The organism is Shewanella sp. SM29, assembly GCF_025654245.1.
Taxonomy (GTDB): Bacteria; Pseudomonadota; Gammaproteobacteria; order Enterobacterales; family Shewanellaceae; genus Shewanella; species Shewanella oncorhynchi.
The window spans coordinates 1-865 of the sequence record NZ_JAKKRN010000085.1 but is presented as its reverse complement, the minus strand read 5'-3'; the positions used below and the strand labels follow the sequence as shown (position 1 = coordinate 865).

1 protein-coding gene is annotated in these 865 nt (G+C 43.6%); it reads left to right on the top strand.

Annotation, left to right across the window (positions count from 1 at the left end):
* Nucleotides 1-107 precede the first annotated feature (107 nt).
* On the top strand, nucleotides 108-865 hold a 758-nt coding region (locus L5L77_RS22535; protein ID WP_263223446.1), incomplete at its 3' end, for a GGDEF domain-containing protein.

Here is an 865-nt window from a genome sequence, read left to right as displayed (position 1 = left end):
TGCGGTAATATGGGGGTAAAGACAAAGACGCTGTGATTAGTGTAGAACGCTGCTAATCTAAACATGTCGGAGATCTTCTCTAAAAGCGTCATTGCTAGGAATAATCGATGGAAAAAGAATCTCTTGAGTCTGTTTACCCCTTTTTAACCGAAGCCTTACGGCTAAGCGAGAATGGCCTCGCTGTTTTGGACAAGCACAATCATTTTATCTTTTATAACCATACCTTTGCGAAAATGTTTGGTTTTGTTGWTCAAGACATGGCTGGCCGGCATTTTGACGACATGATGCACTTTGCCTTTACCCATAAGCAAGGGCCTAAAATTGATCATGAAACCATAGAGGAATGGCTTGAACTTATTCATGCGAATCAACGTAAATCAGCTTTTCGACGTTTTGAAGTGGATCTGGTCGACGGTAGCTGGTTGCAACTTTCTGAGCAGGTTTATCACAATGGCGATATGGTSATTGTTTGCACCGATATTACCCMGTTAAAACAGGTCGAATTTGCCCTAAGGAATGCGCAGACTGAGTTGAATCGACTCGCACTCACCGATGAATTAACCGGTATTGCTAATCGACGGCATTTTTTCCAGCAGTTAGAGCATGAAATCAAACGCTTGAGTCGTCTACAGTTACCTTTGTGCCTTGTCATGATGGATATCGATTATTTTAAACTCGTTAATGATCGCTATGGGCATCAAGTGGGTGACAAGATACTGCAGCATTTTACCCAATTTATCAGTGCTCGCACGCGCCCATACGATATCTTTGGTCGCTTCGGCGGTGAGGAATTTGCGCTATTACTGCCAGAAACGTCGGTCGATGTCGCGCAGAAAATTGTGACGCGTATGATGTTAGCGCTTGC